The organism is Bradyrhizobium manausense, assembly GCF_018130615.1.
GTDB lineage: Bacteria > Pseudomonadota > Alphaproteobacteria > Rhizobiales > Xanthobacteraceae > Bradyrhizobium > Bradyrhizobium manausense_A.
In genome coordinates, this window is sequence record NZ_JAFCKB010000005.1 from 49,320 (window position 1) to 74,010 (window position 24,691).

Sequence of the window (24,691 nt, forward strand, 5' to 3'; positions counted from 1 at the left end):
GGCAAACTGCGTCAGGAGCGTGCAAATTTCGTCGTGAGTACGGGCGAAAGCGGTCAAGCCTTGCGCCGGTCGCGTAGCGCCATGCGCGGCGCTACGTCAGCGCCGCCGTCGCCTGGTCGAGCCACGCCTTCGTCGCCTCATCCAGCGCCGGCGCGACTTCGGCCCGCACGCGGGCGTGGTAGGCGTTCAACCAGTCGAGCTCGTCCTTGCCCAGCATCGCAACATCGATCAAGCGCCGATCGATCGGCGCCAGCGTCAGCGTCTCGAACGCGTTCATCGATTTTTCGGCGCCCTTGATGTCGGCGGCGACCACGAGCTCGAGGTTCTCGATGCGGATGCCGAAGCCGTCGGTCTTGTAATAGCCGGGCTCGTTGGAGAGGATCATGCCGCGCTTCAGCGGCGTGGTGCCGAGCTTCGAGATCCGCGCCGGTCCCTCGTGCACCGACAAATAGCTGCCGACGCCGTGGCCGGTGCCGTGCTCGAAATCGACGCCGGCGGCCCAGAGATATTGCCGCGCCAGTGTGTCGAGCTGCGCGCCTGTGGTGCCGTCGGGGAAGATTGCGCGCGCGATCGCGATATGGCCGCGCAGCACGCGGGTAAAGCGGTCGCGCATCTCGTCCGTCGGCTCACCCACGGCCATGGTGCGGGTGACGTCGGTGGTGCCGTCTTCATATTGGGCGCCGGAATCGATCAGCAGGAGGTCGCCGGGCACGATGCGCCGGTTGCTCTTGCGCGTGACGCGATAGTGCACGATGGCGCCGTTCGGGCCGGTGCCGGAGATGGTCGGGAATGACACGTCCTTCAGCGCGCCGGTGTCGCGGCGGAAGGTCTCCAGCGCTTCCACGGCGTCGATCTCGGTGAGCTTGCCGCTTCCTGCCTCGCGATCGATGAAGGCGAGGAACCGCGCCAGTGCGATTGCATCGCGCCGGTGTGCCGTCTGGGTGCCCGTGATCTCGGTCGCGTTCTTCACGGCCTTCAGCAGCGCGATCGGGTCGCTGCCGCGCACCGGCTTGCCGCCGCCGCCGGCGATCAAGCGGCTGAGGGCATCGGCCGCCGTGGCGCTGTCGAGCGCAATCGCAGCGCCGCTCTTGGCGAGCGCCATCAGCGTCGGCGTCAGCGCATCGGGCTCGCGCACGTCGGCGGATTGCTCGAGATGATCGCGCGTCAGGTTCGAGAGCTTGCGGTGGTCGATGAAAATCGTGGGACGGCCGACCTTGGGCACCAGCGCGTAGGACAGCGGCAGCGGCGTATGCGCGACGTCGGCACCACGGATGTTGAAGGTCCAGGCGACCGCATGGCTGTCCGACAGCACCAGCGCGTCGGCGCCGAGCTTCTCGATCTCGCTCTTGATCTGCGCCACCTTCTCGGCCTCGGCGACGCCGGCATATTGCAGGCCGTGGATCGCGACCGGCGCGACCGGGGCTTGAGGCCGGTCCTGCCAGACCGTATCGACCGGGTTGCTGTCGACCGCCACCAGTTCGGCGCCGGCCTTGGCACAGGCGGCAGAGAGCCGCTCAGCTGCCGTAAAAGTGTGCAGCCACGGATCAAATCCTAGGCGATCGCCGGATTTGAGATGTGCCGAGACCCAGCTCTCCGGTGGCGGATCAATCAGCGATTCCACTGACCACGCCTTGGCATCGACCTGCTTGGCCGCCTGGATCGTGTAGCGACCGTCGACGAACAATGCGGCTTCCTGGGCCAGCACCACCGCGAGCCCCGCCGAGCCGGTGAAGCCGGTGAGCCAGGCGAGCCGTTCTTCGGAGGGCGCCACATATTCATTCTGCTGCTGGTCGGCGCGCGGAATGACGAAGCCGGTCAACTTGCGGCGGGCGAGTTCTTCACGGAGTGCAGCCAGGCGTGCCGTCAATGCGACACCGGCCTCAGGCTCCTCGAATGTCTGGAAGTGTGCTTCGAACATGGCTCAGTTTAGGATCATGGGGATCAGTCCGCAATGTGGACGCAATTGCCATCTCATCTGGCATGGACTGTGCTTGAAAATGTTCCGTTCGAATTGAGTGGAGTAGTGGATGCGGCAGTTGCGCTTCGTCCGGATAACAAGGAAATTCGCGCGGGTGGTTCATCTCAACGGCGAGGGGACACACGATGCCATCTTTCACCTTTGAAAAGATTTCGCCGCCGGTGCGCCGCGCACCGGCCGTAACGACACCGAAAAAGCCGCGCGGCATCATCAGCCAGATGATCGACCGTTTCGCCGAGCGTCGCGCCAGGCGGTCCTTGCAGGGCGAGCGCGCATTGCGCCAGGACGACAAGCCGGCGGAGTAGGGCGTTGTTCACCTCGCCCCGCTTGCGGGGAGAGGTCGGATTGCGGAGCAATCCGGGTGAGGGGACTTTCCACGCGTTCACCGTCCCCGTGGAGACTCCCCCTCACCCCAACCCTCTCCCCGCAAGCGGGGCGAGAGAGCGCCCACCTCGCTCATCCCATCTTCCGCAGCAATAAACTGCTCCATCCCTCGATCCGCAGATGCCGGAGCGGCACGAGGCCGCGTGCGCGATAGGCCGCGATCACGGCGGGCGCCTGGTGGGTCAGCAGGCCGGAGAGAATGACGCGGGCGCCGGGCGCAAGGTGCCGGACCATCGGACCTGCCAATTGGCGTAACGGATTGGCAAGGATGTTGGCCAGCACCAGGTCGAACGGGCCGCTTTTGGCAAAATCCGGTGCAGCGAAGCCGGTGGCCCGGATCACCCGCACATATTGTCCGGCTTCGTTCAGGGCCGCGTTCTCGGCCGCGACCCGCACCGAAGGCGGATCGATGTCGGAGGCCAGCACCGCACGATGCAGCGTCCTGGCGGCGGCGATTCCCAGCACGCCCGTTCCGGTGCCGAGGTCGAGCACGCGTTTCGGCCGTGCATGTTTCAGGACATGGTCAAGCAGAAGTAAACAGCCACGCGTGGTGCCGTGGTGTCCGGTTCCGAAGGCGAGCGCTGCCTCGATCTCGATGGCGAGCTTGTTTGGCGCCACGCGATCGCGATCGTGGCTGCCGTGGACGACGAACCGTCCGGCCGGCACGGGAACGAGGTCCTGCAGGCTCGCCTTGACCCAATCCTTGGCCTCGACCGTGTCGAAGGCAAGCTTCGCTGCGATGGCATTTCCTGCTGAGGTTGCAACGAGTTCGCGAAGCAAAGCCTGGTCCGGCGCCTCGGCAAAATGCAGCGTGACGTCCCATTCTCCGTCCGGCCGCTCGAAGGCGGCAACCGCCGCATCGCCCTCGAAAAACACCTCCGTGAGAACGTCGACGACACGCCTGGCAGCAGCCTCATTGCCGATTGAAAAGCTGGCGCGATGGGTAGGAGAAGGCTGCATTATAGGGTTCCGTTGGGTTCAATTTGGGGAACTTTTGTTCCCAATTTTCCGTATAACTTGCGGTTCCCCGGTTAACTGGGCCGTAGGTTGTGCTCCGTACATTTCCGGAGTGTTGGAACCACCCGACACACCCTGGAATGGAATGGAGGCAAATCTTGAAGCGCATGGTTCTGAAGTTCTGGTCCGACGAGTCCGGCGCGACCGCGATCGAGTACGGCCTGATTGCGGCCGGCATCGCGCTGGCGATCATCACCGTGGTGAACAACCTCGGCTCCACGATGAACGACAAGTTCGGTTCGATTAGCAGCTCCTTGAAGTAATTTCTGCCTCCCATTTCCCAACGGGGGCTCCTTTCTTCATAGATGGCTTTTTCGACGACCGCCCGCTGAGGAATTGCCCTCCGGCGGGCGAAGTCGTTTTTGGGGGAGCGACCAAGGCAGTTGTCGCTGCGGATGCCCGGTAGTGTCTCACAGATTCTTACAAGATACTAAGCTCAAGCGGGTTCTTTCCGTTAGGCAGGCGGAAACACGCGAAAACATCAATCGTAAGGTCTTGGCCGCAGTTGGTCGGCGGGGTATCGGCGGCACTTAGCGGTAAGCTTCGCAAGAGATGGACGCAGCAATGAAACGAGTCGCGATCGCCGCCGCCGTGATATTTGGTGCAATCTTCGCTTTGAAGCTGACAGCTAACAAACCTGACGCGAAGTTTAGCGCTCATTTCAGAGACGCTTGGAGCACCTGCAAAGGACTATATCCCGAGGCCAAAGGGAAGGATTTTGATGATTGTGTGAGCGGGTTGGTTGCGCCCTACGTGATTTCTTCAGATCGCAAGTGACGAAATTTCAAACTGAGACATTACCGGATGCCCACTCATGATCGCCGCGTCATCCACCGGCCTATACCCGGTTTATCCTGTCGCTTCTCCACAGCCTTGCTCGCGCATGTCCCAAGCGATCGAGCCAAGCTTCCACGGCTTCCCCACAGCACTGTCAACATATCTATCCACAGGCCTATCCACGGCTTGCGAACAGGCTGCGATAGTCTCTCAGAATGGCCTGCGCCGCGTTGTGGCCGGGGGCGCCGGTGACGCCGCCGCCGGGATGGGCGCCGGAGCCGCAGTGATAGAGGCCTTTCAGGGGGCCGCGGTAATCGGCATGGCCCAGCATTGGCCGTGCCGAGAACAACTGGTTCAAGGTCAGCGCGCCGTGGAAGATATCGCCGCCGAGCAGCCCGAACTGGCGCTCGAGATCGAGCGGGGAGAGGATCTGGCGGCCGAGCACGCTTGCCGCAAAGCCCGGCGCGTAGCCGTCCACCGTCGCGATCATGAGATCGGCGACCTCATCGCGGTGGTCGTCCCAGGATTTGCCGTCGGGAAGCTCGGGCGCGACATGCTGGCAGAACAGGCTCGCAACGTGCTGCCCCGCGGGTGCCAGCGTGTCGTCGAGCGTCGAGGGGATCAGCATCTCGACGATCGGTTGTCGGCTCCAGCCCTGCGCCCGCGCGTCGAGATACGCACGGTCCATGTAGCCGAGGCTCGGCGCCAGGATGATGCCTGAAGTGAGGTGATCGCCATTGCCCGGCAACGCCGTGAAGGAGGGTAGGCGGTCGAGTGCCACGTTCATGCGGAAGGTGCCGGAGCCGTTCTTCCAGTGACGGATGCGGGCGAGGAAATCCGCCGGCAAGGCATCAGCCGCCACGAGCCGCGTGTAGAGCAGTTTGGGATTGACGTTCGCCGCGACGTATTTCGCGCGGATGGTCTCGCCGTTCTCCAGGATCACGCCGACGGCGCGGTCGCGCTCGACGATCACCTCGCGCACGCCGGTATCCAGGTCGATCGTGACGCCGCGGGCGCGCGCGGCGCGCGCCATCGCCTGCGTGATCGCACCCATGCCGCCGATGGCGTGGCCCCAGACGCCCTTCTTGCCGTTCACCTCGCCAAAGGCGTGATGCAGCATCACATAGGCCGAGCCGCCGGCGTAGGGGCTCGCATAATTGCCGACGATGGCATCGAAGCCGAACAGCGCCTTGACGAGATCGTGCTCGAACCGCTCGTCCAGGATCTCGCCGGCGGAGCGGGTGAAGAGATCGAGCAGGCTGCGGCTCTGCTCCAGCGTGAGCCCGCGCAGGATGTTGGCCGTCGTCAGCGCGTTCGCGGCCTCGCGGATCGCGCCAAGGCCAAAATTGGCGAGCAGGTTCGGCGGCGCGCGGAGCACGAACTGTCGCAGCACGTCGGCGATCTCTTCGAGCTCGCGCGAAAACCCGTCGAGCGCATCGGCATCGCGCATGCTGAGCCGCGCCACGGACGCTGTTGTCCGGCCCTCGCCGGTGAGGAGATAGTTGCCGTCGGGCGCGGGCAGAAAATTCTGCGCGCGCCGCTCGACCACGCGCAGGCCCTGCTCGGCAAGCCCGAGGTCGCGGATGACCTGCGGATTGAGCAGGCTCACGGTGTAGGCCGCGACCGAGTTGCGGAAGCCCGGATGAAACTCCTCCGTGACCGCGGCTCCGCCGACCACCTTGCGGCGCTCGACCACATGCACGCGCAAGCCCGCCATCGCGAGATAGGCCGCGCAGGTGAGGCCGTTATGGCCAGCGCCGATGATGACGACGTCGGTTTCGCTCATGATGTTCCTGGCGTCGTTCCGGGATGGTCCGAAGGACCAGACCCGGAATCTCGAGGTTCCCAGGTGCGCAATTGCGCACCATAGTTGGGTGCTTTGCATCGCCCCGGAATGACCGTCTAATATCAAGCAGTCGCTGCGGCAACATCACGAGACCATTTATTGCCGGTTCAGGCGCGGTGTGCTCCATTGCGCGCGCCCGGCGCCCGCCGGGGGAATGCCGGAGCTCCCATGGATTCGATCGTGCAACCCGCCGCCACGGAGCAGCCGTCCTCGTCGCGCAACCGGCTGCTGCTGACGGTCTACACGGCCGCGATCTTCGTCAGTGCGCTGCTGCTGTTCTCGGTGCAGCCGCTGTTCACGAAAATGGTGCTGCCGCGGCTCGGCGGCTCGCCGGCGGTGTGGTCGGTGGCCATGGTGTTCTTCCAGTCGCTACTGCTGGCGGGCTATGCCTACGCGCATCTCCTCATGCAGGTCAGGAATCGCATGGTGGCGGTCGTGGTGCATCTGGGCCTGCTCGGCGCGGCCTTCGTCACGCTGCCGCTCGGCATCGCCAGCGCCTATGGCGAGCCGCCCAGCACCGGATATGCATTCTGGCTGCTCGGCCTGTTCGTGATGTCGATTGGCCTGCCGTTCTTCGCGCTCGCTGCCAACAATCCGCTGCTGCAAGCCTGGTTCGTGCGCACCGGGCATCCCGACGGGCGCGATCCGTACTTCCTCTATGCCTCTTCCAACATCGGCAGTTTTCTCGCGCTGTTGTCCTATCCCTTCCTACTGGAGCCGATGTTCACGCTGCACGCGCAGAACCGGCTTTGGACCGGCGGCTATGGCCTGCTGATCCTGCTGATCGCGTGCTGCGGCGTGCTGCTGTTGCGTTCGCCGCGGCTTGCGGTGACCGATGCGCGGACCGACGACCCAAGCGTACCGACACCGCCCCTGGTGACACGGTTGCGTTGGATTTTCCTTGCCGCGGTGCCGTCCGGCCTGCTGATCGCAGTCACCGCACACATCTCGACCGACGTCGCGGCGGCGCCGCTGTTGTGGGTGCTGCCGCTGTCGCTTTACCTTCTGACCTGGGTGGTGGTGTTCCAGTCGCGGCCGCTGTTGCCACACAAATGGATGCTGATGCTGCAGCCGGTCGCGATCGCGGGCGTCATCTTCCTGCTCGCCTTTGGCGGCGAGCAGAATTTGCTGCTCACGCTCGGCGGTCATCAATTGTGCTTCTTTGTCATCGCCATGGCCTGCCATGGCGAGCTGGCACGGACGCGACCTGCCGCGAAGTATCTCACCGGCTTTTATGTCGCGCTGTCGTTCGGGGGCATGGTCGGCGGTCTCTTTGCCGGCCTCGTCGCGCCCTTCACCTTCTCATGGATCGCCGAATATCCGATCCTGGTCGCGCTCGCCGCGCTGTGCCGGCCGCCGGCGAACGAACGTCTCGCGGGCGTGGTCAAATGGTACTGGCCGGCGCTTGCCGCCCTCGCAGCGGTGCTCGTTGCGCCGTCCTACATGACGGGCGATCTGGCGACCTGGTTCGAGGATCACCGCGTCTGGATTGCCGGCGCCGTCGGTGTGCTCGCGGCGTTGCTGGCGCTGGCGCTCAATGCCGACCGCTGGAAAATTTTTGCCACGGTCGCGGTGGCGCTGGCGTTGACTCGGATCTATCCGGCCGATGAAGGCCGCGTTACCACCGTGCGCAGCTTCTTCGGCGTCCACAAGATCGTGGTGACGCCGGGCGGCTATTTCCACGTGCTGATGCACGGCACCACGATTCACGGCGCCGAGCGCTTCCGCAATAATGACGGCACGCCGGTCACCGGCCGGCCCGAGCCGATCACCTATTATCACAAGGACGGCGGCATCGGTCAGGCCATCACTGCGATCCGGGAGCGCAAGGGCGCACCGTTGAAGGTCGCGGCGATTGGCGTCGGCTCCGGCACGCTGGCTTGCGCCGCTGAGCCCGGCGAGAGTTGGAAGTTTTTCGAGATCGACCAGTCCATGGTCGACGCCGCACGCGATCCGAAGAATTTCCGCTACATCTCCAGTTGCCAGCCGGAGCTGAAGCCGGTGATCGGGGACGCACGCCTCACCTTCGCCAGGGAGCCTGACGGCGCCTACGATCTCATCATCGTGGACGCCTATTCGTCGGATGCGATCCCGATTCACCTCGCGACCGAAGAAGCGATGAAGATCTACAAGGACAAGCTCGCCCCGCACGGCGCCGTGGTGATGCACGTCTCCAACCGGCATCTCGATCTCGAGCCGGTCGTGGTCGGCATTGCCGATGCCAATGACCTGAAGAGCTGGGTCTTTGACGAGGATTCCGGCCGCGACGCCGACTATATCTTCTCGACCGACGTCGTCATTTCCGCGCGCGAGGCGGATGACGTCGGTAAGCTGGCGTCCTCCAAGCAATGGGAGGAGACTGACGCAAACGAGAAGGTGCGGGTCTGGACCGACGACTATTCCAACATTCTGGGCGCGCTGTATCGGCGCTTGCGGTACGGAGAGCAGTAGCCCTCCGGGCGGCAAATACAGGCTTAAGGCTCGACCGGCGTCCCCGCCGGGAGCGCAAGGCCCTTCTCGCCGGCGACCTGCCGCAACAGGTCCGGCCTATCAGAGATGATTCCGTCGACGCCGATCTCGATCATCCGCGCCATGTCGTCAGGCTTGTTGACTGTCCAGACCACGACGCGCAATCCCTGCGCATGGGCCTCAGCGACAAGCGCTGCTGTCACGTCGCCGAAATAGGGCGACCACACCGCACCACCCGCGGCCTTGATCGTGCGCGGCAGCGAGTCGCCGTGATCGGCCGGGCTGAAGCCCGCAGTCCAGCTGGTGGCCTTGTCGAGGGCGATGGTCGGTGCCGAGCCGCGCTGGATCGTCAGATACACCGTCGGAATTGTCGGGGCCTGCTGCTGGACAAGAAGCAGCGTTCGCCAGTCGAACGACTGGATCATGACGCGGTCGGAGAATTTTGCGTCCTCGATCACCCCGAGCAGCTTCGCGACGAAGCCCTGCGGCTCCAGCGACTCATCCGGATGACCCGGATCGATCTTGGTCTCGATATTGAAGCGCACCTTGTCGTTGCCGGATTTGCGCACCAGCGCGAACAGCTCCTTCAGCGTGGGGATGCCGGTCCCCGGTACGGCGCGCTGGTCGGGAAACTGCTTCGCATAGGCGCTTCCCGGACGGATCTGTCCGACATCGTAAGTCCTGACATCGGCCAGGCGCAGCTTGACGAAAGGCGTGCCGGGCACGGCGACATAGCCGCCATTCGCATCCCGCGCGAGATCGGGGTTGAGTCCGCGCTCGTGCGACACCACGACCTCGCCGTCGGCGGTCACGCCGACGTCGAGCTCGAGCGTATCCACGCCCATCGTGAGCGCATTGGCAAAGGCCGGCAGGGTGTTTTCCGGCAACAGCGCGCGTCCGCCGCGATGCGCCTCGAGATCGAAAGCCATGGTTTGTCCTATCATGGCTTGTCCCGTCGTGAGAACCGAAAGCACGGCCAGAATTGTTGCAACAGGTGACGGCATCACAATTTGCAGCCCAAGTGAAAGGGAAAGCATATGAAATCTTCGCTCGTTTCGTCCAGTGCTGAGGTTGACGGCGGCTGAAGAAAGCCGAAACTGGCCTTCAAAAAAGATCGGGAGTGATCGACATGCGGTTTGTCTTCCTCGCAACGATGGCGGCTTTGATGGTCGGACAGGCAGCGGCCAAGGATGTGTTGTCGGGGGCTGGCCTGCTGGCCGATGTGGCGCGCTATGCTTCCTTTGGCCTGCACCGTTTCGGCTCACCCGGCGATCGCGCAACGGCCGACTGGCTCGCTGGCGAGCTGTCCGAGGCCGGCTACGCCATCAGGTTCCAGCCTGTCGTGCTCGGCCGGCAATATGTCGTGGAGCGGGCCAGCGCGGAAGTGGGCGGCACGAGCGTCGAAGCGACGCCGTTCTGGTGGCCGCCGGAGGACAAGGCAAGCTTCCATCTCTCGGCTCCGCTGGTGCGCACGGGCGACGTTGCCGGCAAGATTCTCTGGGTCGATCTGCCGTTCGATCGCGGCGCCTATCTTGGCCCAGCGCATCGTGCCGCGATCTCCGAGGCCGTGGCCAGGAAGCCTGCCGCCATCCTGCTGATGATCGGCAATCCCGCTGACGACCGCTTCGCCTACAATGTCACGCAGGAGGATACGCCCTGGCCGGTGCCGGTGATCGTGGTCGGCGCCAAGGCGCGGGCGACGTTCGAGGTGGCTCTCGCATCAGGCGCGCCGGTGACGTTCGATGTTGCCGGGCATTACGAGCGCAACGTCTCCGGCCGCAACGTCATCGCCGAGACCGGCATTGGGCGCGGGCCGACCATCGTCGTCTCCACCCCTATGACCGGCTGGTACAGTTGCGTCTGTGAGCGCGGCCCCGGCATCGCCAATTTCCTCGCGCTGGCACGCACGGCGGCGGCGGAAAAATGGCCTGCGCATTTCGTCTTCATTGCCACCGCAGGCCACGAGATCGGCCATGGCGGCATGGAGCTGTTTCTGAAGGACGGCGCGCCTGCGCCAAAGGAGACGCTGGCCTGGATCCACTTCGGCTCGTCGAACGCCTGCTACGCGTTTGCGGAAGGCGCGCGCACCAGCCGGCCCGAGGAGGAGCGCTATCTCGTGCTGAGCAAGTCAGCCGTTGCGCTGACCGACGAGGCCTTCGTCGCGGTTGCGGCCAAACGGCTGGTGACGGAGAAGCAGGCGGTCGGCGAACTGCGCGACGTGCATGCGGCGGGCTACGCCAATTTTCTCGGAATGGCCGGCCGTCATCAAACCTTCCACACGCCCGCGGACGATCTCAGCGCGACCGGGCCCGAAATCCTCGAGCCGGTCGCCCGCGCCTTCGTCGATGCCGTGCGGAAAATCGTCGAACGCGGCGACACCGCGTTCAGATAATCTCAGTTCTGGTAATAATAACGCGGCTGATAGTACTGGCGCGGCTGTTGCTGCTGATAGTAGTAACCCTGCTGGCTATATGCCGGATCGTAGCCGTAGCTCGGCTGCGGCTGTGGCAGCTGCTGGTAGACCTGCGTGCCAGAGGGGCGGGTGATCGGACGCGGCGCCGGGTAACGCGCGCCGGTGTCGCTGCCGTCGGCGGGATAGATGTAGTTGTCGTCCTGCGACACGTAGCGGCGAGCGGGCTGCATCGGCGGCGTCAGATTTACGGGATCGCCTGTCGTTGCGTACTGCTCCTCAGCCGGCTGCTGGGCGCGGGCGACCGCATTGTTGGTGCGGCCACGCGGGTTGCGGGCCAGCGCCACCTGCGCCGAGCCGGTCAACGTCACCGTGGTGTTGAGCACACCCTGCTCCTGCACCAGCGCGTAGAGCGTGGAGGCGTTCTGGCGCGACAGCCGCACACAGCCATGCGACGCAGGCGTGCCCAGTCGCCCGACCGAGTCGGTCCCGTGGATGGCGTGCCCGATCTTGGTGAAGAAGATCGAGTGCGGCATCGGTGCGTCGTCGAATTCCTTGGAGTAGTGGTCCTCTTCCATGCGGAAAGCACGGAATGCGCCATTCGGCGTTTCGCGCGAGGGGATGCCGGTCGACACCGGCCAGTGGTAGCGCGCGACGCCGTCGACCACGACGGTCATCTGCTGATTGTCCTTGTCGACGGTAATGTCGACCTTGGCCTGCGCGGTGCCCGCGCTCACAAGCATCAGCGAAGTGAAAGCGAAAAAAAATGAACGCATCTGACGTCTGGCCTCCGGCCTGTTCACGCTAGAGCAGGATCCGGAAAAGTGTGTAGCGGTTTTCCGAAAGATCATGCTCGAACAATAACACCGCGGCTCTCCGTCCCCGGCGTGCACTATGCCTGCAGTCCGGCTTTCGTTCCAGCGGCCTGCCAAGCTAACCTTCCTGCCATCGTTAACGCGATGCCGGGCGTAAGCAAGGCCGCTTTGTGCCGCGCATGTCCTGGCGATGCTGACATTTTCGCGAGCGGGCGCTGCGTTCACAACGCCGACAATTCGTCACAAAGGCGCAACTATTTGGCCGCCTCGGGCGTTGATCGTGACCCACCCTGACAGGCGGCCTTCGCCGCCAGCTATCCTTTGGGACCGAAGATGAACAAAGCCCGTATCGCCGCCGCAACCTTGCCGGCCGGCTTACCTGTCCGCCTGCTGTTCGCAGCTGCTGCCGTCCTTCTCGCGTTGATGTCGCTGCCGCACGCCGGTCACGCCCAGGGCATCGTGCGCGGCGCCCAGGAGGGCTCCTATGAAGGTAACCGGATTGCCGGGCCCGTGGGCGGTGCGGTCGGCAGCGTCGTCGGTGCCGGGGTAGGAGGCGCCGTGGGTGCGGTCGACGGCATCCTCGGCATTCCCTATCACGGCCGCCGTCATTGCCGCGGCTACTATGACGGCTATCACCACTTCCACTGCTATCGGTAAGTCTACCGCCGTCATTCCGGGCTCGTGCTTCGCACGCCCCGGAATGACAATCAGGGTTAGTTCTTCAGCCGATATCCCGTCCGGAAGATCCACCAGATCACGGTCAGGCAGATCACGAGGAATGCCACGGTCATGCCGATGCTGACGGACACGCTGACATCGGCGATCTCGTAGAAGCTCCAGCGAAAGCCGGAGATCAGATAGACGACCGGGTTGAGCAGCGCCACCGTGCGCCAGGTCGGCGGCAGCATGTCGATGGAATAGAAACTGCCGCCGAGGAAGGTCAGCGGCGTCACCACCAGCATCGGAATCATCTGCAGCTTCTCGAAGCCGTCGGCCCAGATGCCGATGATGAAGCCGAACAGGCTGAACGTCACCGCCGTCAGCACCAGGAAGGCCAGCATCCAGACCGGATGGTGGATATGCAATGGGACGAAGAGCCCGGCTGTCGCCAGAATGATCAAGCCCAAAATGATCGACTTGGTCGCGGCGGCGCCGACATAACCGAGCACGATCTCGAAATAGGAAATCGGCGCCGACAGGATCTCGTAGATCGTGCCGGTGAATTTCGGAAAGTAGATGCCGAACGAGGCATTCGCGATGCTCTGCGTCAGCACCGAGAGCATGATCAGGCCCGGCACGATGAAGGTGCCGTAGCTGACGCCCTCGACCTGGCTGATGCGCGAGCCGATCGCGGCGCCGAACACCACGAAATAGAGCGATGTCGAGACGACGGGCGAAACGATGCTTTGCAGCAGCGTGCGCCAGGTGCGCGCCATTTCGAACAGATAGATGGCGCGGATGGCGCGGTGGTTCATGACGTCCTCACGAGGTCGACGAAGATGTCCTCGAGCGACGATTGGGTCGTGTCGAGATCGTTGAAGCGGATGCCGGCGGTGCGGAGGTCGCTGAGCAGGCTGGTGATGCCGGTGCGCTCGCCCTTGGTGTCGTAGTCGTAGACCAGCGTCGCGCCGCCGTCGCAAAGATCGAGTTCGTATTGGCTGAGACTCTCCGGCAGCGAAATGATCTTGCCCTGCAAATGCAGCGTCAGCCGCTTCTTGCCGAGCTTCTGCATCAAGGTCGTCTTGTCCTCGACCAGCACGATCTCGCCCTTGTTGATGACGCCGATGCGGTCGGCCATCTCCTCGGCTTCCTCGATGTAGTGCGTGGTGAGGATGATGGTGACGCCGGATTGCTGAAGGGTGCGCACCACCTCCCACATGCCCTTGCGCAGCTCGACGTCGACACCGGCGGTCGGCTCGTCCAGGAACAGGATCTGCGGCTCGTGCGAGAGCGCTTTCGCGATCATCACGCGGCGCTTCATGCCGCCGGAGAGCGTGATGATCTTGTTGTCCTTCTTGTCCCAGAGCGAGAGATCCTTCAGTACCTTCTCGATATGCGCAGGATTCTTCGGCTTGCCGAACAGGCCGCGCGAGAAGCTCACGGTCGCCCACACGCTCTCGAAGGCGTCGGTGTGCAATTCCTGCGGGACGAGGCCGATCAGCGAGCGCGCCTTGCGGTAGGAGGTCTGGATGTCCTCGCCGCCGACCAGAACACGGCCCTCGCTGGGATTGGCGATGCCGCAGATGATCGAGATCAGCGTGGTCTTGCCGGCGCCGTTGGGGCCGAGCAGGGCAAAGATCTCGCCGCGCTTGATCTCGAGATTGACGTTCTTGAGCGCCTTGAAGCCGGACCCATAGGTCTTCGACAAATTGGCGACGGAAATGATGGAGGACATGAGGGCCGGTCGGGGGTGGGGAGGGAGGGGCCGGAATCCGTCCTCTGGCGGGCGGACGACCGGCGGAGCCCTGAAATAGGAATGGCCTTGCCCGGTCGCAATTGGCGAGAGAAAAATCGTCTCAAAACAGGCCCTTAAGTGGCCGGTTTCGGGCAAGTGTTGCGCGATGGTCACGGATTGCGGCGAAGATCGCCATTCACGCGGCTCTTTGTTGCGTCTGCGAGCGCGCCGTGGCTACGATTCCGGCCGATCGCGAAGCGTATGTCCCCAGGGAAACAATCGATGAGACCGAACGGCCGTCACACCGCCGGCGCCAGCCAGTTGTCCACTCTCCGCATCTGGGCGACCTGCCTGCTCCTGCTGTCAGCTGTTGCCATGAGCCCGACCACCGCCAAGGCGGCGCCGAGCCAGGCTGCGGCGACGACGCATGTCTATCTGCTCCGCGGCGTGCTCAATATCTTCTCGCTCGGGCTCGACACGATCGGCGCCCGACTCGAGGCCCAGGGCATCCCGGTGACTGTCGCCAACTTCGTGTCCTGGTCCTCGCTCGCCGATGAAGCCGCGACCGCCTACAAGGCCGGCCGCATCAAGACCATCGTGCTGGTCGGGCATTCCTCCGGCGCAACCGCGCTGCCCGACATGATCGCCAAGCTCAATCAGCTCGGCGTGCCCGTGAAGCTCGCGATCGGGCTCGATTCCGTATTCAAGACCAGGCTGTCGACCGGCGCCGAGCGCTATATCAACATCTATATCGGCGACGGTCCGGGTGAGCCGGTGCGGGCTGCGTCCGGTCTTCGCGGCAAGCTCGACAATGTCGATGTGCGCGGCAGCGGCGTCGGCCACATCACCATCGACAAGAACGACGCGATCCAGCGCCGCGTCATCGCCGAGATCGACGCTGCGATCGCCCGCTCGCGCGGGCTGGCTGGCCCGATCGCCCAGCCAGGCGCGCCGCGGGCTGCGCATTCAGCGGCAGCAACGGCGCCGGCTCGGAACTAGCTGCGGGCTTGGGCGGCGGGGCAGGTTCCGTGCCCCAAATTCCACCCAATCGCTGGTCACTAAGCGCCGCAGGGGAGGCCGTGTGCCTCTCGTGGTGGGACTGCGGGACTTGATGATTGATCCAAGGCGACTTGTGGTGCTGGCAGCTTTTGCGCTGCTCGCCTTGAATCCCGGTCTGGCCGCAGCTTCGCCCGCCAAATCAAAGCCGGCTGCAATCACCTCTGTCGCGCCGCCGCCTCCTGAGCCGCCCGCCGAACCTCTGCCGCCGCCGAAGATCTACCTGTTCCGCGGCGCCATGGGACCGTTCTTTTCGACCGGCATCGACCGGCTCAGCGAGAAGCTGACCAAGGCCGGCTTCTCGGCCGACGTCTACGAATTCACCTTGTGCCGGCTGATCGGCAACCGCGCCATCGCCAGCTACAAGGAGAGCCCGGCGCCGATCGTGCTGATCGGCCACTCCATGGGCGGGCTGTGCTCGGTCCTCATCTCCGAAATGGCCGCCAAGGAAAACATCCCGATCAGTCTCGTCATCACCATCGACCCCGCGCATGCGACCGACGACGTGCCGCTCAATGTCGAGCGCTTCATCAACATCTTCCTGTCCGACAGCGTGCTCGGTGGCGGCGATGTGGTGGCCGTGCCCGGCTTTCGCGGCCATTACGCGAGCTACGACTTGAAATTGAACAGCCGCGTCTCGCACATCAACATCGAGAAGTCGGACGACATCCATCGCCAGATCGTCGACATGGTGACCCAGCTGCCGCGCATCCAGGTGCAGACCCAGGCCGATGCCGTGCCGCTGCGCTATCTCGTGCCCGCCGATACGCTGGTTGAATTGTGGGATAGCGGCGTACGTTTGCCGGTGCGTGCCGGAGACACGATGGAGAGCATCTCGGCGACCCATCGCGTGCCGGTCTGGGCGATCCTACAGAGCAACTCGCTGCCGGAGAACGCGACGCTCACCCCGGGCCAGTCGATCATCGTGCCGCGGCATCTGACGCCGCCGGAGGCCGCGGCTGCGATGGCGGTGCCGCCGCCGGCGGCACCTTCGGGACGGAAGAAGTAGGTTCTCTCACACGTTCGAGCCGTGGATCGCGTCGATCACGGCGTCCGTGACTTCCTTTGTCGTGGCCTTGCCGCCGACATCGGGCGTCAGCACGCCGGCGGCGCAGACCTGCTCGACCGCCTTCATCAGGCGAGCGGCGGCATCCTTCTCGCCGAGATGCTCGAGCATCTGCGCCCCGGTCCAGAAGGTTGCGACCGGGTTGGCGATGCCCTTGCCGGTGATGTCGAAGGCCGAGCCGTGGATCGGCTCGAACATCGAGGGGAAGCGGCGCTGCGGATCGATGTTGCCGGTCGGCGCCACGCCGAGGCTGCCGGCGAGTGCGCCGGCGAGGTCGGAGAGAATGTCGGCGTGAAGATTGGTCGCAACGATGGTGTCGAGGCTCTTCGGATGCAGCGTCATGCGCACCGTCATGGCGTCGACCAGCATCTTGTCCCAGGTCACGTCGGGGAATTCGGTCGCAACTTCGGCGGCGATCTCGTCCCACATCACCATGCCGTGGCGCTGCGCGTTCGACTTGGTCACGACGGTGAGGAACTTGCGCGGGCGCGACTGCGCGAGCTGGAACGCGTAGCGCATGATGCGGGTGACACCGACGCGGGTGAAGACCGCGACTTCGGTGCCGACCTCTTCCGGCAGGCCCTTGTGTGCGCGGCCGCCCATGCCGGCATACTCGCCTTCCGAGTTTTCGCGCACGATCACCCAGTCGAGATCGCCGACGCCGACATTGCGCAGCGGTGAGGCCACGCCCGGCAAGATCTTGGTCGGGCGCACATTGGCGTATTGGTCAAAGCCCTGGCAGATCGGCAGGCGCAGGCCCCACAGCGTGATGTGGTCGGGCACGTCAGGTGCGCCGACCGCGCCGAAATAGATCGCGTCGAACTTCTTGAGTTCGGCGAGGCCGTCGGCCGGCATCATCACGCCGTGCTTCTTGTAATAGTCCGAGCCCCAGTCGAACGTCTTGACGTTGAAGGCGATGTCGCCGCTGCGCTTGGCCAGCGCCTCCAGCACACGGACGCCGGCCAAGATCACCTCGGGGCCGATGCCGTCGGCGGGAATGGCTGCGATCGAATGGGTGCGCATGGGAGTGCTCCGTTTGAGAGATCAGTGGGATTGCGGGACGGGTTCGATGCGGGCGGTTTTCGCCCGCGACAATAGCAGGGTGAGGGCCGCGGAGAGGACGAGCAGGCCGCAGACGAAATAGAGGCCGCCGACGAAGCTGCCGGTCTGGTCCTTGATCCAGCCGATCATGGCGGGACCGGCGAAGCCGCCGAGATTGCCGATCGAATTGATGGTGGCAATGCCGGCGGCGGCTGCGGGGCCGGACAGGAACAGCGTCGGCATGCTCCACAGCGGCGGCTTTGCCGAGGAGATGCCGATATTGACGAGCGTCAGTGCGACCAGCACGGCAACGACGCCGGATGCAAGGCCGGCATAGGCGAGGCCCACGGCGGCGATCAGGCAGGCCAGCACGACATGCCAGGTGCGCTCGCCGGTACGGTCCGAATGCCTTGCCCACAGCACCATGGCGACGACCGCAGCCGTGGCCGGCAGCGCGTTGAGGAAGCCGACCTGGAGCGACGACAGGCCGAACTGCTTGATGATCTGCGGCGCCCAGACGCCGAGCGTGTAGAGGCCGGCCGAGGTGCCGAAATAGATCAGCGACAGCGCCAGCACGCGCGGATCGGCGAGCCCGCGCCAGATGCTGTGGCTCGCGGTTGCGGCCTTGCGCGTGGTCTCTTCATTCATGGTCTCGACCAGCCAGCGGCGCTCGTCCTCGGCCAGCCATTTCGCCTTCTCGGGGCGGTCGGTGAGGAAGGCCAGCACGACGAAACCGAGCAGCACGGCCGGCAGCGCCTCCAGCACGAACAGCCATTGCCAGCCCTTGAAGCCGAGCAGGCCGTCCATCTCGAGAAGTGCGCCGGAGACCGGCGAGCCCAGCACAGTCGAGAGCGGGGCAGCCGCCATGAACAGTGCAGTCACCGCGGCGCGCTGGCGTGCCGGGAACCAGTAGGAGAGGTAGAGGATGATGCCGGGAAAGAAGCCGGCTTCCGCGACGCCGAGCAGGAAGCGCAGGATGTAGAAGCTGGTCGCGCCCTGCACGAACGCCATCGCCGCCGAGACCAGGCCCCAGGTGATCATCACCCGCGCGATCCAGATCCGCGCGCCGACCTTGTGCAGGATGATGTTGGAGGGCACCTCGAACAGGAAATAGCCCCAGAAGAAGATGCCGGCACCAAAGCCATAGACGGTCGGCGACAGGCCGATGTCCTTGTTCATGGTCAGCGAGGCGAAGCCGATGTTGACGCGGTCGATGAAGGCCACGAAGTACAGCAGCATGATGAAGGGAACGATACGCCAGGTGATCTTGCGCAGCACGCGCGTCTGAATCTCGCTCGCCACTCTCGCCTCCCTCAAGTTCCGGTTTTGGTTTGTGTGGTAGTGAGCCTAGGCGGAGGCGGCAGGCGCACTCAATTGGCGCTGATTTATACAAAAAAATGATATAATCCTCGGAAGGCCGCCGCTCGTCATGGCCGGGCTTGACCCGGCCATCCACGCCTTTTGACCGCGGCGCGAAGCACGTGGATGCCCGGGACAAGCCGGGCATGACGACCTCATAGAGATCTTTTGCTCCAGGTGAGACGAGGACATAGGATGGAATTGCATCAGCTTCGATGTTTCGTGGCGGCGGCCGAGCAGCTGCATTTCGGCCGCGCCGCGCAGCACCTGCAGATGCTGCCGTCCGCGCTCGGGCGCCAGATCAGGCTCTTGGAAGAGGATCTGGGCACGCGGCTGTTCGCGCGCACCACCCGCGCCGTCTCGCTGACGGAGGACGGCACGACGCTGTTGCGCGACGCTCGCGCCATCCTCGCCCGGGTCGAGGCCGTCGAGAGCAATTTGCGCAATCGCTCGCGCGCAGGCGCTGCGCGGCGGCTGCGGGTCGGCGCCATCGACAGCGCCGCAGCCGGGCTGTTGCCGTCGCTCTTGCGCGACTTTCGCGCCGGGCATCCCGAAGTCTCGGTTCAGCTGCTCGAGGACAAGACGATCCGGCTGCTGCCCAAGATTTTGACGGGTGCGCTTGATCTCGCCTTCGTTCGTCCGCCCGACCGGCCGGACAAGCGGCTGGAGTTTCGGCCTCTGCTTCAGGAAACCGCGATCGTGGCCTTTCCGCAGCGCCACGCACTCGCTGCGCGCAAGTCGATCACGCTGGCAGACATCGCCGACGAGGCGATGCTGGTGCCGGACCGCCGCTCGCGGCCGCACAGCCACGACCTCACCATCCAACTGTTCGAGCAGGCTGGCTTGACGCCGCGCATCGTGCAGGTCGCCGACGAAAAGCAGACGATCATCAATCTGGTGGCAACGAAGCTCGGTGTCGCCATCGTGCCGCGCTGGACCGCGCGGATGGCGGTGACGGGCGTGCGCTTCGTGCCGCTCCGTCCCAAGCAGAGCGGCCCCGTCGGCCGGCTGCCGCTGGCGGCGGCATGGCTGCGCGGCTCGCGCGATCCGGCTCGCGATGCCATGCTGGCGGTGCTGGACGCGCGCCTGCGCAGCTATGCGCGGGAGGCGTGAGCGGTTATGACTTGGGCCCGGCGAGAAGGTGGATGCGATGACTGATCAGAAAGCTTCGAACGAATTGCGGGTGGCCATCGCAGGGCTGGGCTCGATCGGCAGCAAGATCGCAACGGCGCTCGATCAGGGCATCGAAGGATTGAGCTTGTCCGCCGTGGCCGTGCGCGATCCCGTCAAGCATCGGGCGTTCCTCAACGGCCTGCGCCGTCCGCCAAAGATTTTGCCGATCGACCAGCTCGGCGATGCCGCCGACATCGTGGTCGAGTGCGCGCCAAGCAGCCGGCTGCGCGCGATCGTCGAGCCCGCGGTGAAGCGCGGCAAGTCCGCCGTCGTGGTCAGCGTCGGCGGACTGCTCGACAATTTCGATCTGATCGATCTCGCCCGCGCCAAGGGTGGCCGCATCCTCGTGCCAACAGGTGCGCTGATCGGGCTCGATGCCGTCAACGCCGCCGCGGTCGGCACCATTCATTCGGTGAAGATGGTGACGCGCAAGCCGGTCGATGGGCTGAAGGGCGCGCCGTTCATCGTCGAGAATAACATCGACATCGACAATCTGCGCGAGCCGCTCAAGCTGTTCGAGGGTAGCGCGCGCGAGGCGGCGAAGGGTTTTCCGGCGAACGTCAATGTCGCTGTTGCGCTGTCGCTGGCGGGCATCGGGCCCGATCGCACCCAGATGCAGGTCTGGGCCGACCCCACCGTGACGCGCAATGTTCATCGCATCGAGGTCGAAGCGGATTCGGCGCGCTTCTCGATGGGCATCGAGAACATCCCGTCAGAAAATCCAAAGACGGGAATGATCACCGCGCTGTCCGTCATCGCGCTGCTACGCAAGCAGCGCGCCACGTTGTGCGTGGGGACGTAGAGCGGATCGGACTAGAGCGACCGCCCCAAGCGGCGGTCGGCTCCCTCGCCCCGCTTGCGGGGAGAGGCGAAGAATCATCGCTACGCGCCCGTCACGCGCCAGATCACGTTGCCGACGTCGTCGGCCATCAGCAGCGACTTCTTGTCGGGGCCGATCACGACGCCAACCGGGCGACCATAGGATTCCCTCTCGTCGGGGGACAGGAAGCCCGACAGGATGTCGCGGCCGGGGCCGGAGGGTTTTCCGTTCGCGAACGGGATGAACACCAGCTTGTAACCGGACAGCGTGCTGCGATTCCACGAGCCGTGCTGGCCGATCACCATGCCGTCGGGGAAGCCGGGCAGGGTGCCCGCCGGCATCCAGCATAGGCCGAGCGAGGCGGTGTGGCCGCCGAGCGCGTAGTCCGGTTGAATCGCCCTGGCGACCATCGCCGGATCCTGCGGCACGCGGTCGTCCACCGTCTTGCCCCAGTAGCAATAGGGCCAGCCGTAGAAGCCGCCGTCGCGCACCGAGGTCAGATAGTCTGGCGGCGTCTCGTCGCCGAGACCGTCGCGCTCGTTGACCACGGTCCAGAGCACGCCGGTCGTCGGCTCCCACGCCAATCCAACCGGATTGCGCAGGCCCGCGCCAAAAATGCGGTGCGTGCCGGCGGCGAGATCGAGCTCGTAGACCGCGGCGCGGCCTTCCTCGACCTCCATGCCCATCTCCGCGATGTTGCTGAGCGAGCCGACGCCGGCATAGAGCTTCTTGCCGTCGGGGCTGGCGAGCAGGCTGCGCGTCCAATGGCCGCTCGGCTTGAAGGTGGTGAGCCGCTTGCCCGGCGCGGTGATGCGATCGGCATTGGCGACGTAAGGAAAGGCCATCACGCCGTCGGTGTTGCCGACATAGAAGGTGTCGCCGACCAGCGCCATGCCGAACGGCTGGTTGAGGTTTTCCATGAAGGCGCCGCGAACCTCGGCAACGCCGTCGCCGTCCTTGTCGCGCAACAGCGTGATGCGGTTGGCCGACACGCCGAGCGCGGCGGCGCGGCGCATCGTCGCCTGCATCGCGTAGTGGAACACGTTGCGCGGGGCACCGGCGATCTGCGTCGCTTCCGCAATCAGCACGTCGCCATTGGGCAGCACCTCGATCCAGCGCGGATGGTCGAGGCCGCCTGCGAACGCATTGACCTTGAGCCCGGGCGCGACCGCCGGCTTCTGGCCCTCGCTCCAGCCGCGTGCGGTCGGCATCTTCAGTGTCGGGATCGCGCCTTGCGGTTTGGCTTCGGGAATGGCGGGCGCCTGGCCCCAGGCCGGTGCGGCCTCGGTGCCCGTGAGCTTCCGCCATTGCAGCGCCATGCCGCCGAGGACTGCGACGAACTGCGCGAAGATGCTGGAAAAAGTCATGAGACGCCCCTGTCGAATCCTGTGGCACTGTCCAACGCCGGATCGCACCGAGCCCCGCGCGGGCTCAGGCCAGATCGTCGACCTCTCCAGATCGACGATGGATGCCGTCGTGCCTTTTGTGCGCGCATCCAACTGGGTCGCGGTAAAAAGGTCAACCTGTGTGGGCTCGGATCGGGCCGTTCACGGCGCAAATGGCAGCACGCCGAATTTGCATGGCAAGAATGCGACCGCGCAAGACTCTCAGCGTCGTCCGGGCGAAGGCCGGGACCCACCGCGTGATCTATCGATTGTGGATGGTCGAGGTACCGAACGACGAATCTTCGCCAGACATCGCCCTGTGGTTATGGGTCTCGGCCTTCGCCGGAACGACACCGAGGATGGGGTGGGTTCTTATCTTACCGTGGCGACGTGAACGGGATGATCATCGGCACGCGGCGGCAATAGGCGCCGTAGGCGTCTTCGCCGAGCTCTTTCGACAGGAACACCTCTTCCATCCGGCCCTTCTGCCACATGCCCAGCGAGATCAGGATCGAGCCGAGGATCGTCGTGACGAAGCCGATCGCGACGCCGGTGACGAGCATGCCGAAGATCAGTCCCGTATAGATCGGGTGACGCACGATGCCGTAGGGGCCGGTGTCGATGACGCGGTGATCTTCCTTGTGGGTGATGGTGTTGGACCAGAATTTTCCGAGATGCAGCCGGCCCCACCAGGCGAAGGCGATGCCGGCGACCGAGAGGACCGCGGCGATGGTGATGCCGGTGTTGCCGAGCACCCAGAGCGGCTTCCAGCCCAGGATCTCCGCAATCCACGGCGTGTACAGAATGCCGCCGATCAGGATCGGCAGGCGATAGCGCTGCGACTCCAGCGTCATGACCTGCTTCTTGGTCCGCCCCTGCCAGAACGAGGCGCCCACCCAGCTGGCGAGAAAGGCGAGCCAGATCAGGGCCAGGAGTTCGGTCGGCCAGGTCGTGGTCCAGCCGCCCCAGGCGACGGAAAGAAGCTTGCTGAAATCGTAGGACATGCGGAAAGGTTCTTTGGTTTGGGCTGCAGATCAGCTCGCGCGCGACGAGAGCGCGTGATGCTTGATGGCATTGGACGCGGCCTGGCCGCCGCGGGCGAGCAGATGGGTGATGGTTTCGCGCAGCACCGGCTCGATCGGGCGCGGTGCATAGCCGAGTTCGGTGCGCGCCTTGCCGATCGAGAGGTCGCTTGCGGCGAGTGCGATACGCACGCCTTCGGCAGTGCCGTTGGGAGGACGGCGCGTGATGCGATTGGAGATCGATTCGAGCATGATGGCGGAGAGCTCGGCGATCTTGCCGGGAACGACAACCGGATATTGCCGCCGTCCGCTCATCGCCGACATCATCCGCAGGATCTGGCCGAGCCTGACGCAATCGCCGCCGAGGATGTAGCGCTGGCCGATGCGGCCGCGCTCCATCGTCAGCACGAGGCCCATGGCGACATCGCGGACGTCGACGAGGTTGACCAGGAAGTCGAGATGCGGCTGCACCTTCTTCTGGAGGAAGTACCACAGCATCGCCGTCGGCGGCGTCAGGTTATGGTCAGCGGCGCCGATCGGCATGGTCGGCGTGCCAATCACGAGCGGGAAGCCGCCGGCCGCGGCCTTTGCGACGTGATGCTCGGCGAGCGACTTCGAACGCGTATAGGCGCCGGGCATCGCGTCGGCCGGCTGCAGCGCCTCCTCGGCGGCAACGCCGTTGAGGTTGGAATAGGGGAACAGGATCGATTCCGTCGAGCAGTGCAGAAAGCGCGACACGCCGTGCTTCATTGCTGCTGCGAGCACCACTTCGGTCCCGCGGCAATTCACTTCGTGAAAGTCCTGCTTGTTGGCGACCCACATGCCGGGCAGGCCGGCGAGGTGATAGACCTGATCGACCCCGGCGAGCGCAGCATCGACCGCGGCGCCATCGAGGACGGAGCCTGTCACATAGTCGACGTCGGAACAGGGTGCGGCCGGCGGCCGCACGTCGAGCACGCGCACCCGCTGCTCCCTGCTGCGGAGCGCTTCGACGAGATGATGTCCGATGAAGCCGCTGCCACCGGTAACCAGTGCGAGAGTCATGAAGAAGGTTGCTACTATTCCGCTTCGGGAAGCCTATCGGGTTGAAAGGGAGTTGGTCGGAAGAGGCGCGAGAATCGCGGCAAGGTCACGACGAAAACCCAGTGCAATGAACAATTTTGCCATCACGAACATCGGTCCCAGCAAAAGGTGCGACGGAAACGTGAACAACGAGGCCTCGCGCCCCTCAAAAACCTTGTGGCCGATGGTCTGCGCGGCGAGGCCGAGCACGACCAGGGCGCTGAAAATCGCCCACATCGTCAGGGTGCTGACCTGCGCGGCAATGGTCGATGCGATCGAAAATAATAAAATAGAGACGGCCAGAATCCCGAACCCGAGCGCCACGTCGAGCAGCAGCCAATAGATCAGAACCGGCGTTGCCAGGATCACTGCCAGGCTGATCTCGACACCGAACAGTGGCAGCTTCACCAGTGTCAGCGGCATCACGGCGCCAGTGAACAGCAGGAGGATGCCGACCACATGCATCGCCGTGTTCCGGGGATCGCGATGGTACTCGACATAAACGGCAAGTTGGCGTTGAAAAAAGCCACCCATCTCGGTCTCATGCAGCACAGGGTCGGGTAAGGACGTACAGTGGCTATAGCACCTGATAGAGCAGTGCACAAACCGGCGCTTT

Annotated in this window: 23 protein-coding genes; 10 read left to right on the forward strand and 13 right to left on the reverse strand. The window is 64.6% G+C overall.

Annotated elements, in window-relative coordinates; genetic code table 11:
* Positions 1 to 91: 91 nt before the first annotated feature.
* Positions 92 to 1,918: an aminopeptidase P family protein gene (locus tag JQ587_RS11515; RefSeq protein WP_212425372.1), complete on the reverse strand. Its 1,827-nt coding sequence runs from the start codon at positions 1,916 to 1,918 to the stop codon at positions 92 to 94.
* Positions 1,919 to 2,103: 185 nt separating this feature from the next.
* Between JQ587_RS11515 and JQ587_RS11520 the strand changes: the two genes are divergently transcribed.
* Positions 2,104 to 2,283 carry a hypothetical protein gene (locus JQ587_RS11520; RefSeq protein WP_212425373.1) on the forward strand — a complete coding sequence of 60 codons (180 nt, stop codon included), beginning with the start codon at positions 2,104 to 2,106 and terminating at the stop codon, positions 2,281 to 2,283.
* A gap of 151 nt (positions 2,284 to 2,434) precedes the next feature.
* Here the strand turns inward: JQ587_RS11520 and JQ587_RS11525 are convergent, their stop codons facing one another.
* Positions 2,435 to 3,322: a 50S ribosomal protein L11 methyltransferase gene (locus tag JQ587_RS11525; RefSeq protein ID WP_212425374.1), complete on the reverse strand. Its 888-nt coding sequence runs from the start codon at positions 3,320 to 3,322 to the stop codon at positions 2,435 to 2,437.
* 164 nt (positions 3,323 to 3,486) lie between these two features.
* On the opposite strand from JQ587_RS11525, the gene JQ587_RS11530 reads away from it, so the two are divergent.
* Positions 3,487 to 3,642 (forward strand): Flp family type IVb pilin, encoded by a 156-nt coding sequence (locus tag JQ587_RS11530; protein ID WP_433995249.1) that lies wholly within the window; start codon positions 3,487 to 3,489, stop codon positions 3,640 to 3,642.
* Between the two features lie 301 nt (positions 3,643 to 3,943).
* Positions 3,944 to 4,156 carry a hypothetical protein gene (locus tag JQ587_RS11535; protein ID WP_212298890.1) on the forward strand — a complete coding sequence of 71 codons (213 nt, stop codon included), beginning with the start codon at positions 3,944 to 3,946 and terminating at the stop codon, positions 4,154 to 4,156.
* Positions 4,157 to 4,331: 175 nt separating this feature from the next.
* Here JQ587_RS11535 and JQ587_RS11540 read toward each other — a convergent pair whose 3' ends face one another.
* Positions 4,332 to 5,942 (reverse strand): phytoene desaturase family protein, encoded by a 1,611-nt coding sequence (locus JQ587_RS11540; protein WP_212425375.1) that lies wholly within the window; start codon positions 5,940 to 5,942, stop codon positions 4,332 to 4,334.
* 228 nt (positions 5,943 to 6,170) lie between these two features.
* Here JQ587_RS11540 and JQ587_RS11545 point away from each other — a divergent pair, with 228 nt between their 5' ends.
* Positions 6,171 to 8,453, forward strand: coding sequence for a fused MFS/spermidine synthase (locus JQ587_RS11545; protein WP_212425376.1), 2,283 nt, complete (start codon positions 6,171 to 6,173; stop codon positions 8,451 to 8,453).
* A 23-nt stretch (positions 8,454 to 8,476) separates the two neighbouring features.
* Here the strand turns inward: JQ587_RS11545 and JQ587_RS11550 are convergent, their stop codons facing one another.
* A complete protein-coding gene (locus tag JQ587_RS11550; RefSeq protein WP_212425377.1) occupies positions 8,477 to 9,475 on the reverse strand; it encodes a glycerophosphodiester phosphodiesterase in 999 nt (332 codons plus the stop codon).
* Positions 9,476 to 9,600: 125 nt separating this feature from the next.
* On the opposite strand from JQ587_RS11550, the gene JQ587_RS11555 reads away from it, so the two are divergent.
* Positions 9,601 to 10,863, forward strand: coding sequence for a hypothetical protein (locus tag JQ587_RS11555; protein WP_212298886.1), 1,263 nt, complete (start codon positions 9,601 to 9,603; stop codon positions 10,861 to 10,863).
* A 2-nt stretch (positions 10,864 to 10,865) separates the two neighbouring features.
* Here the strand turns inward: JQ587_RS11555 and JQ587_RS11560 are convergent, their stop codons facing one another.
* The gene (locus tag JQ587_RS11560; protein ID WP_212425378.1) at positions 10,866 to 11,657 is read right to left on the reverse strand and encodes a L,D-transpeptidase; all 792 of its coding nucleotides are present in this window, start codon (positions 11,655 to 11,657) and stop codon (positions 10,866 to 10,868) included.
* 372 nt (positions 11,658 to 12,029) lie between these two features.
* Here JQ587_RS11560 and JQ587_RS11565 point away from each other — a divergent pair, with 372 nt between their 5' ends.
* Positions 12,030 to 12,353 carry a hypothetical protein gene (locus JQ587_RS11565; RefSeq protein WP_212425379.1) on the forward strand — a complete coding sequence of 108 codons (324 nt, stop codon included), beginning with the start codon at positions 12,030 to 12,032 and terminating at the stop codon, positions 12,351 to 12,353.
* Positions 12,354 to 12,409: 56 nt separating this feature from the next.
* Here the strand turns inward: JQ587_RS11565 and JQ587_RS11570 are convergent, their stop codons facing one another.
* Positions 12,410 to 13,171, reverse strand: a complete 762-nt coding sequence (locus JQ587_RS11570; protein ID WP_212425380.1) for an ABC transporter permease — start codon at positions 13,169 to 13,171, stop codon at positions 12,410 to 12,412.
* Positions 13,168 to 14,091 carry an ABC transporter ATP-binding protein gene (locus tag JQ587_RS11575; RefSeq protein WP_212298882.1) on the reverse strand — a complete coding sequence of 308 codons (924 nt, stop codon included), beginning with the start codon at positions 14,089 to 14,091 and terminating at the stop codon, positions 13,168 to 13,170. Before JQ587_RS11575 ends, JQ587_RS11570 begins: the two co-directional genes overlap by 4 nt.
* A 282-nt stretch (positions 14,092 to 14,373) precedes the next feature.
* On the opposite strand from JQ587_RS11575, the gene JQ587_RS11580 reads away from it, so the two are divergent.
* Positions 14,374 to 15,090, forward strand: coding sequence for a hypothetical protein (locus JQ587_RS11580; protein WP_212425381.1), 717 nt, complete (start codon positions 14,374 to 14,376; stop codon positions 15,088 to 15,090).
* Between the two features lie 112 nt (positions 15,091 to 15,202).
* Positions 15,203 to 16,156 (forward strand): LysM domain-containing protein, encoded by a 954-nt coding sequence (locus tag JQ587_RS11585; RefSeq protein ID WP_212425382.1) that lies wholly within the window; start codon positions 15,203 to 15,205, stop codon positions 16,154 to 16,156.
* Positions 16,157 to 16,162: 6 nt separating this feature from the next.
* On the opposite strand, the gene JQ587_RS11590 is transcribed toward JQ587_RS11585, so the two are convergent.
* Entirely contained in the window at positions 16,163 to 17,236 is a 1,074-nt protein-coding gene (locus JQ587_RS11590) for a tartrate dehydrogenase (RefSeq protein WP_212425383.1), read from the reverse strand.
* Positions 17,237 to 17,257: 21 nt separating this feature from the next.
* Complete coding sequence (locus JQ587_RS11595) at positions 17,258 to 18,556, reverse strand: MFS transporter (RefSeq protein ID WP_212425384.1); 1,299 nt, start codon at positions 18,554 to 18,556, stop codon at positions 17,258 to 17,260.
* Between the two features lie 252 nt (positions 18,557 to 18,808).
* Here JQ587_RS11595 and JQ587_RS11600 point away from each other — a divergent pair, with 252 nt between their 5' ends.
* A complete protein-coding gene (locus tag JQ587_RS11600; protein WP_212425385.1) occupies positions 18,809 to 19,726 on the forward strand; it encodes a LysR family transcriptional regulator in 918 nt (305 codons plus the stop codon).
* A 37-nt stretch (positions 19,727 to 19,763) separates the two neighbouring features.
* Positions 19,764 to 20,588: an aspartate dehydrogenase gene (locus JQ587_RS11605; protein ID WP_212425386.1), complete on the forward strand. Its 825-nt coding sequence runs from the start codon at positions 19,764 to 19,766 to the stop codon at positions 20,586 to 20,588.
* An 80-nt stretch (positions 20,589 to 20,668) separates the two neighbouring features.
* Here the strand turns inward: JQ587_RS11605 and JQ587_RS11610 are convergent, their stop codons facing one another.
* The 4 genes from JQ587_RS11610 to JQ587_RS11625 form a co-directional block, all read right to left on the reverse strand.
* Complete coding sequence (locus JQ587_RS11610; protein WP_212425387.1) at positions 20,669 to 21,973, reverse strand: PQQ-dependent sugar dehydrogenase; 1,305 nt, start codon at positions 21,971 to 21,973, stop codon at positions 20,669 to 20,671.
* Positions 21,974 to 22,368: 395 nt separating this feature from the next.
* The gene (locus JQ587_RS11615; RefSeq protein ID WP_212425388.1) at positions 22,369 to 22,995 is read right to left on the reverse strand and encodes a methyltransferase family protein; all 627 of its coding nucleotides are present in this window, start codon (positions 22,993 to 22,995) and stop codon (positions 22,369 to 22,371) included.
* 30 nt (positions 22,996 to 23,025) lie between these two features.
* Positions 23,026 to 24,057: an NAD-dependent epimerase/dehydratase family protein gene (locus tag JQ587_RS11620; RefSeq protein ID WP_212425389.1), complete on the reverse strand. Its 1,032-nt coding sequence runs from the start codon at positions 24,055 to 24,057 to the stop codon at positions 23,026 to 23,028.
* A gap of 33 nt (positions 24,058 to 24,090) precedes the next feature.
* Entirely contained in the window at positions 24,091 to 24,609 is a 519-nt protein-coding gene (locus JQ587_RS11625; RefSeq protein WP_212298872.1) for an Mpo1 family 2-hydroxy fatty acid dioxygenase, read from the reverse strand.
* Positions 24,610 to 24,691 lie beyond the last annotated feature (82 nt).